The following is a 6,794-nucleotide window of genomic DNA, read 5'->3' as shown; positions in this document are numbered from 1 at the left end:
GCGGGGGCGCGGGGGTGGGGGACGGGGCGGGCACGGTACCTCCGCACGGGGGAACACTGCCGCGCGGGCGGCACGGCGGGACGGGATGAGCCAGACCGTAAGCCGGTATGACTGTCGTACCGCCGCACTGGCCGATGCGCCGCGCCCCAGGTCCCCCCTTTGGCGGCAGACCTCCCCGCCGGGCCCCGCCCCCGGCCGTCCTCACGCCTCCCGGGGGGAGCGGGCCCTCACCACGAGTACGCCGGGTCCACCTTCATGCAGGCCGAGTCGTCGGCGCCGTTGAGCGCCTGGGCCGACTTGGGCAGCGTGTCGTCGTCCTCGTCGTCCTTCTTCGGGAAGCGTGTGCCCTCGCGCCAGTCCCCGCCGATGACGACGGTCACCTCCGTGACGTCCGCGCTCTCCTTGACGCGGCGCAGCGGGATCTTGAGGGCCTTCGCGACGGACTGCGCGTCGGCCTCGGCGTCCCCGCCCGGGTAGCGCACCTCCGTCTTGTCCTCGCTGCCCGTGTGCGTCTGGTCGGCGGTGGCCCGCGCGAAGTCCTTGCCGAGGAGCTGCTGCGCGATCGCGCCCGCCCGCTCGGGGACGAGGGCGAGCTGGCCGGTCGCCGTGGCGTTGCGCACCGACACCTTCACCTCGCCGGGCGCGGCGGCCTGGTCGCTGATGTCCTTGACCTTCTTTTTCTTCTTGTCCTTGCCGTCGAGCGCGATGTCCTCGCGCACGAGCCGCCACAGCTGCTCCGCGTCCCCGGCCTTCGGCGCGACGCGGGCCCCTTCGTACACGAACGGCATCGTTGTCAGCGTGATGCGCTCCGGGGGGACCGCGCGCAGGTCGTTGCTGAGGTCGTAGATCTTCTTGACGCTGCCGAGGCCCTCGTCCACGGTGAGCGCCTTCGTCGCGGCCTCGGCGAGGGAGCGCAGCTTGCCGGGGTTGGCGAGCGTCGCGTTCTCGCGCAGTCGCCGCACCATGGCGCTCATGTACATGTGCTGGGCCTGGGCGCGCCCGATGTCGGTGCCGTCGCCGAAGCCGTAGCGGGTGCGCAGCCACTGGAGGGCCTGCTTGCCCTTGACGTCGTGCGTGCCCTCCTCCAGGCGCAGGCCCGAGCCCTTGCCGGCGGAGGTGTGCGAGTAGATGTTGCGGTCCACGCAGACGGGCACGCCGCCGACCGCGTCGGCCATCGAGACGACCCCGGAGAAGTCGACCATCATGAAGTGGTCGATGTGGATGCCGGTGGTCTCCTCCCAGGTGGCGACGGTGCAGCCGGGGCCGCCGCGCCCGAGGGTCTCGTTCGTCATCCGCCGGTTCGCCGTGGCCCGGTAGACCTCGCCGCTCTCGGGGTCCTCGCACTCGGGGAGCTTGAGCAGGGTGTCGCGCGGCATACTCACGACCGACATGTTGCTCCGGTCGGCCGAGACGTGGACGAGCATCTGCACGTCGGCGAGCGGCTTGGCGCCCACCGAGCTCTTCGCGCCGCCGAGTTTCAGGTTCTCCTTCGTGTTCCGGCTGTCCGAGCCGATCACGAGGATGTTCAGCGGCGTCTGCCCGGCCGTGTTCGGCGTCGGGGCGGGCGGGCGCTTCTCCTTGGCCACCTGGGTGAGCGGGGCCTTCACGATGTTGTCGTTGAGGTGCTGGTAGTAGAGGTAACCGGCCGTCGCCGTCCCGGCGACGAGCACCGCGAGCGAGAACGCGGACCAGGCCAGCACCCGCCGCGCCCGGCGCCGCTTGCGGGGCGCTGCGGCACCGGCCGCCCGGCCGGTGGCCTGCGCGCCGGTGGCCTCCGCCCCGGCGTCCTCCGCCGTGGGTCCGGGCGTCGTGGGTCCGGGCGCGGCGGGCGGTCCGGGTATGCCGTCCGGGTCCGGCTCGGACCCGGCCTCGCCGGAGGCGGTGTCCGGCGCGGGCCCGGTCGCCCGCTCCCCGTCCCGTACGGATTCCCCCCGGCCAGGCCCCGGGAGCTTGCCGCTCGCCGTGTCACCCGTCATCTCGTCCCGCCTTCCCGCCCCGTGCCTGTCCGGCACCCCTCGTGCTGTCCCGCACCCTTGGTGCCTGGCCCGCGGCCCCCACCCTCGGACCCGCGAACTCAGACGTACGAACGTCGTGAAACGTTGTGCCGCGCGGCGCGCGATCCAGGTGACATGCCGGGCGGGAGGCTTCCTCGCCTCCCGCCCGCTCTCTTCTTCCCCACCGCGCCCGGTCCGATCAGGACGCGCAGACCTTCTTGTCCGCCTCCTGTCGCGCGACGCTCTTCGGCGCCTGCTTGGGCGCCGTCACGGAGATGCCGGGACCCTTGAAGTCCGGGCCGAGCACCAGCTTCATCGCCGGCAGCCCCTGGTCGTTCTCGATGCTCTCGCCGGGCTTGAGCGCGGACCCCGGCAGCCCCATGATCGCGGCGAGCTTGCGCGCCTGCGGGGCCTGGTCGGCCGCGTACTCCAGCGTCGTGCCCTTCTGCTTCGGCGCGTCGCCCTGCTGACTCGACTTCGTGACGCCCTGGTTGGTCTGGAGCCAGGTGAGCTGGGCCTGTGCCATCCCGGTGGCGGCGCCGCCGTTGAAGACCTCGACGCGGATGTCGGACGCCTCGGACATGGTGCCCTTGAGCCGCGCCTCCTCGGCCTTCTTCTTCTCGCTCTCGGCGGCCTTCTTCCGGCTGTTGACCTCGGTGAGCGAGACGTCGTCCTTCATCATCGCGAAGAGCGGCTCGGCCTCGGCCGGCTGGAGCACCACCGTCGCGTGGACCTTCTCGGCCGGGTTGTCCACCACGGGGAGCGTCGCGAAGGTGATGTTCTTCGGGTCGATGTGCCGCAACTCCTTGGCCAGCGACATCAGTTTCGTGATGCTGCCGATCCCGGAGTCCACCGTCAGCGCGTCGGTCGCGGCCTCGGCGACCTTGTAGAGCTTCTTCGGACTCGTCAGCGTGTCCTCGGACTTGAGCTGACGGGCGAGCGAACCGAGGAACTGCTGCTGCACCTTGATGCGGTCCAGGTCGCCCTGGTTGCCGAAGCTGTGCCGGGTGCGGACGAAGGCGAGCGCCTGCTCGCCCTGCACCTTGTGCGTCCCGGCCGAGAGCTTGAGGTGCGAGTCGGGGTCGTCGACGTCCTTCGCGAGGCACACCTCGACGCCGTTGACGGCCGTCGTCAGGTTCTTGACCGCGTTGAAGTCGGCCATCATGAAGTGGTCGACCTTGAGGCCGGTCAGCTTCGTCACCGTGCGCATCGTGCAGCCCGGGTCGCGGTCGGACTGCCCGAGGCTCGTGTTGAAGCGGACGTTCTGCGTGCCCGGGATCGTCTTGGTGGAGCCGTCCTCCAGCTTGGTCAGGCAGTCCGGGATGTCCGTGATGAGGTCGCGGGGGATGCTCAGGCCGGTCGCGTTGGTGCGGTCGGCGGAGACGTGCAGCAGGATGTTGGTGTCCGCGTGCCCGGGGCTGCCTTTGTCCCCGTACCCCTCGTTGCCCTTGCCGGTGCGCTTGTCGGTGCCGATGACCAGGATGTTGATCGGCCCCTTGGGAGCGGCTTCCTTGCTCCCCGCGTCCCCGATGTCGACCTTGTCGATGTTGCCGTTGAGGTGCTGGTAGTACGCGTACCCGGTACCCGCCACCGCGATGAGCACGAAGCCGATCCCGCCCGCCGTCCACAGCAGGGCCTTCTTCTTGCCGCCGCCCTTGCGGGCCTTGCGCGAGGCGGCCCCGCCCGGGGGCCTGCTTGCGGGCCGCGGCGCGGCCTGTGGCGGCGGCCTCCTGCCGCGCGGCCGCGCGGCCGCCGGGACGGGGCGCGCTCGCGGTGTCCGGGGAGCCGCCCTGCTCGGGCACGCGGGGCCCGGCGCCGTACCCGCCGGTCCTGCGGGGGCGCGCGGAGCCGTCCACGTGGTCCCAGGTCCCGGATCCGGACCCCGTCGGCTGCTGCGGCTGCTCAGCGGAGCCGCCGCATCGCAGTTCGTATTCGCCGGTCTGCGGATTGAGTACCCACTGGTCTGCGGGGTCGAATTCTTCCCCCCGCCCACGGCCTTGCGCGTCCACGGTTGTCCAAATCCTCCGTCACGGGGCACGCGGCGCCGACCCGCCCTCCAGGTGGGGTGGAGACGCGGCGGGAGGCACTCGGGTCAGTCGGTGACGCGCCGCGATACGTACGGTCGCGGCCACCGGGACGCTCACACTAGCCGCCCACCGCCCCACGCGACGACGGCGGTGACACATTCCACTTCCCTTACAAGCGGGCATTCCATGGCAATTATGGAAGTGATTGAACTCTGGACGGTCATTCCTTTACTTGACGGGGCCGAGAGGCGCACAGTCCGCCGACAGCGCGCTCACTCAGGCGCCCGAGCAGCCGGCGTCGGCGGCGGTCGTCCCCCGGTAGCGGCCCTCGTTCCCGGTGCCGACGGTGTCACGTCGCGTGCCCGCTGCGTCACGAAACGTGCCCGCTCCCGTGCCGTCCGTCCCCGCCCGGTCCCGTTCCCCGGTGGCCTCGGCGCCCTCGCCGCCCGCCTCGGTCCGGTCCGGTCTGCCGCTCGCGCGCCCGCTCGGCGAGGGCGTGGCGCTCGGGTCCGGGTCCACTCTGACCGGTGAATCCTTGCGCAACTGCGCGAAGAGGCGTTCCGCGTCGGGCTGTACCAGTTGGTCCCGGTTCGGGTCGGCGGCGTACGCCTCGCGCGGCACCGTCAGGAAGCGGACGTCGTCGGTCGGGACGGAGCGCACCTCGCGGACGAGCCCGTAGAGGTCGCGCAGGCTCGCGAGGCCGGGATCGGTGGTGAGCGCCGAGGTCGCCGCGTCGAGCACCGGGTAGAGCTTCGCCGGGTTGTAGAGGACGTCGCCGCCGCTCATCTTCGACACGAGCGCGGCGAGGAACTTCTGCTGGCGGTCGATCCGGTCGGTGTCCGAGCCGTCCCCGAGCGTCTTGCGCACCCGTACGTACCCGAGCGCCTCCTCGCCGTCGAGCTTCTGGTCCCCGGCGGCGAGCTTGAGGTGGGCGTCCTTGTCGTCGATGGGCCGCTCGACGCACACCTTGACCCCGCCGACCGCGTCCACCATCTTCTTGAAGCCCTCGAAGTCGACCACGATGTAGTGGTCGATCCGCACGTTCGTCATCTTCTCGACCGTCCGCACGGTGCAGGCGGTGCCGCCGCGCTCGAACGCCCAGTTGAACTGCGCCGACCGCTCCTCGGAGCGCGTGCCGTCCGCGCCCCGGCAGGAGGGGATCGTGACCATGAGGTCGCGCGGCACCGAGACGGCGGTCGCGTGCTTCCGGTCGCGCGAGACGTGCAGCAAAATCGTGGTGTCCGAGCGCTGCGTGCCGCCGTCGCGCCCGTACTCCTTGTTCTTGCCCGCCCGCGAGTCGGAGCCGATGAGGAGGATGTTCTGCGCGCCCTTCGCGACGGCCGAGGGCCGGTCGCGGTCGTACTTGCGCAGCTCGGCCGCCGCCGAGGTGTCCTCCGTGATGTTCCGGTCGAGCTTGCGGTAGAAACCCCAGACGACGGCGGTGAGGACGAGCAGCAGCACGGCGAGCCCGAAGGCGGCCCAGCGCACCCAGTGCTGACGGAGGACGTGCGCGATGTTCACAGGACCTCCGCCGCTCGGTGTCGCGTATCCGCGACTACGACGATGCGGCCTGCGGGGTGCGAGCGCGCGCGGCGAGGGGGCAGACGGGTGGTGCCGGGGCCGCGGGGGAGCGGGAGGGGCCGGTCCGCGGTGACGGGCGAGGCGGGCGCCCGTCCCTCGCCGCCTCGCCCGAGGCGACCCGCCGGCCCGTCGCCCGGCCAGCCGGCCCGTCGCCCGCCACGCCAGGCCGTCGTCACCCGCGCCCCTCCGCCGCTCTCCGGGTCAGCTCGTGGCGACCGCCGTCACGCGCTCGTCCGTCACGCGCCGTTCCAGGGCCTCCGGTGCCAGCCGGTCCGCGTGGCGGACGAGGACGACGGAGGCGCCGACGGCGAGCGGCGCGTAGAGCCCGGCCGCCAGTCCCGGCCAGTCGGCGAGGCCGAGCCCGCTCAGCAGCCGCTCGCCCGGCCCCACGCCCAGCCGCTCCGCGTCGCCCCGCGCCCGCTCCACGAGCTGGGTGCTCGTCAGTTCCTCGCCCGCGACCAGGAGCGCCGGCTCCTCCGGGTCCACGGGGGCGAAGGGCGCGAAGCGGTCGCCCTGGGACGGGACCTCGACCGCGTAGTCGAGGAAGCCCTCCGGTGGCACGGGAAAGCGGGCGCCGAGCGGGCGCAGCGCCAGCGCGACGCGCTCGCCCGTGCAGGCGCGTGCCGCCTCCAGCGTGCCGGGGCCCGTGACGACGAGATCCGCCTTCGCCGGGTCGCCGCCTAGGTCCACGAGGAGGCCGGTGGAGGAGGCTGCGAGGAGCCAGACGGCGGTCTGCCAGTGCGCGGGCAGGTGCAGCGCGAGCCGGTCGCCGGGGCTCAGCGACAGCTCGCCCTGGATCAGGTTCGAGGTCTTGGCCACCCAATTGGCGAAGGTGGCGACCGAGAGTTCCACGCGTTCGCCGGTCGCGTCGTCGTAGTAGGTGACGAGGGGGCGGGCCGGGTCCGTGGCGAGCGCGGAACGCAGCAGGTCGGCGGGGGTGCGGTCGAGAGCGGTCACGCGCCCCAGGCTACGCGCGCCGCCCGGCCGCTCCCGCCCGCCGGGTCCGCGCGGAACCGCCACGCCGTCACCGGGGTGGCCGACACGCCCTCAACTCCCGTGGACAGCACCCGAAGGAGTCCCCAATATCGTCAATATGCGTACATTTCGCTCCTCCTCGATAGGTGTCGCCTGCGCGGCCGTCCTCACCCTGCCGCTCGCCGCCCCGGCCACCGCCCACCCCGGCACCCCCGGG

4 protein-coding genes are annotated in these 6,794 nt (G+C 72.5%); all 4 read right to left on the bottom strand.

Features of this window, described 5'->3' with window-relative positions; all coding sequences use genetic code 11:
- Nucleotides 1–227: 227 nt before the first annotated feature.
- Nucleotides 228–1,976: an LCP family protein gene (locus SSBG_RS10190; RefSeq protein ID WP_234010460.1), complete on the bottom strand. Its 1,749-nt coding sequence runs from the start codon at nt 1,974–1,976 to the stop codon at nt 228–230.
- 217 nt (nt 1,977–2,193) lie between these two features.
- Entirely contained in the window at nt 2,194–3,597 is a 1,404-nt protein-coding gene (locus SSBG_RS10185) for an LCP family protein (protein ID WP_234010459.1), read from the bottom strand.
- A gap of 700 nt (nt 3,598–4,297) precedes the next feature.
- Entirely contained in the window at nt 4,298–5,542 is a 1,245-nt protein-coding gene (locus SSBG_RS10180; RefSeq protein WP_037869413.1) for an LCP family protein, read from the bottom strand.
- A gap of 261 nt (nt 5,543–5,803) precedes the next feature.
- Nucleotides 5,804–6,559, bottom strand: a complete 756-nt coding sequence (locus SSBG_RS10175; RefSeq protein ID WP_037869411.1) for a TIGR03089 family protein — start codon at nt 6,557–6,559, stop codon at nt 5,804–5,806.
- Nucleotides 6,560–6,794: the final 235 nt, after the last annotated feature.

It is taken from the genome of Streptomyces sp. SPB074 (assembly GCF_000154905.1).
Lineage (GTDB): Bacteria > Actinomycetota > Actinomycetes > Streptomycetales > Streptomycetaceae > Streptomyces.
This window is presented reverse-complemented; position numbering and strand designations above follow the sequence as displayed.

Bases quoted from the DNA above. Each gene is read 5' to 3' on its own strand.
- SSBG_RS10190 (WP_234010460.1), bottom strand. From the start codon at position 1,976: ATGACGGGTGACACGGCGAGCGGCAAGCTCCCGGGGCCTGGCCGGGGG.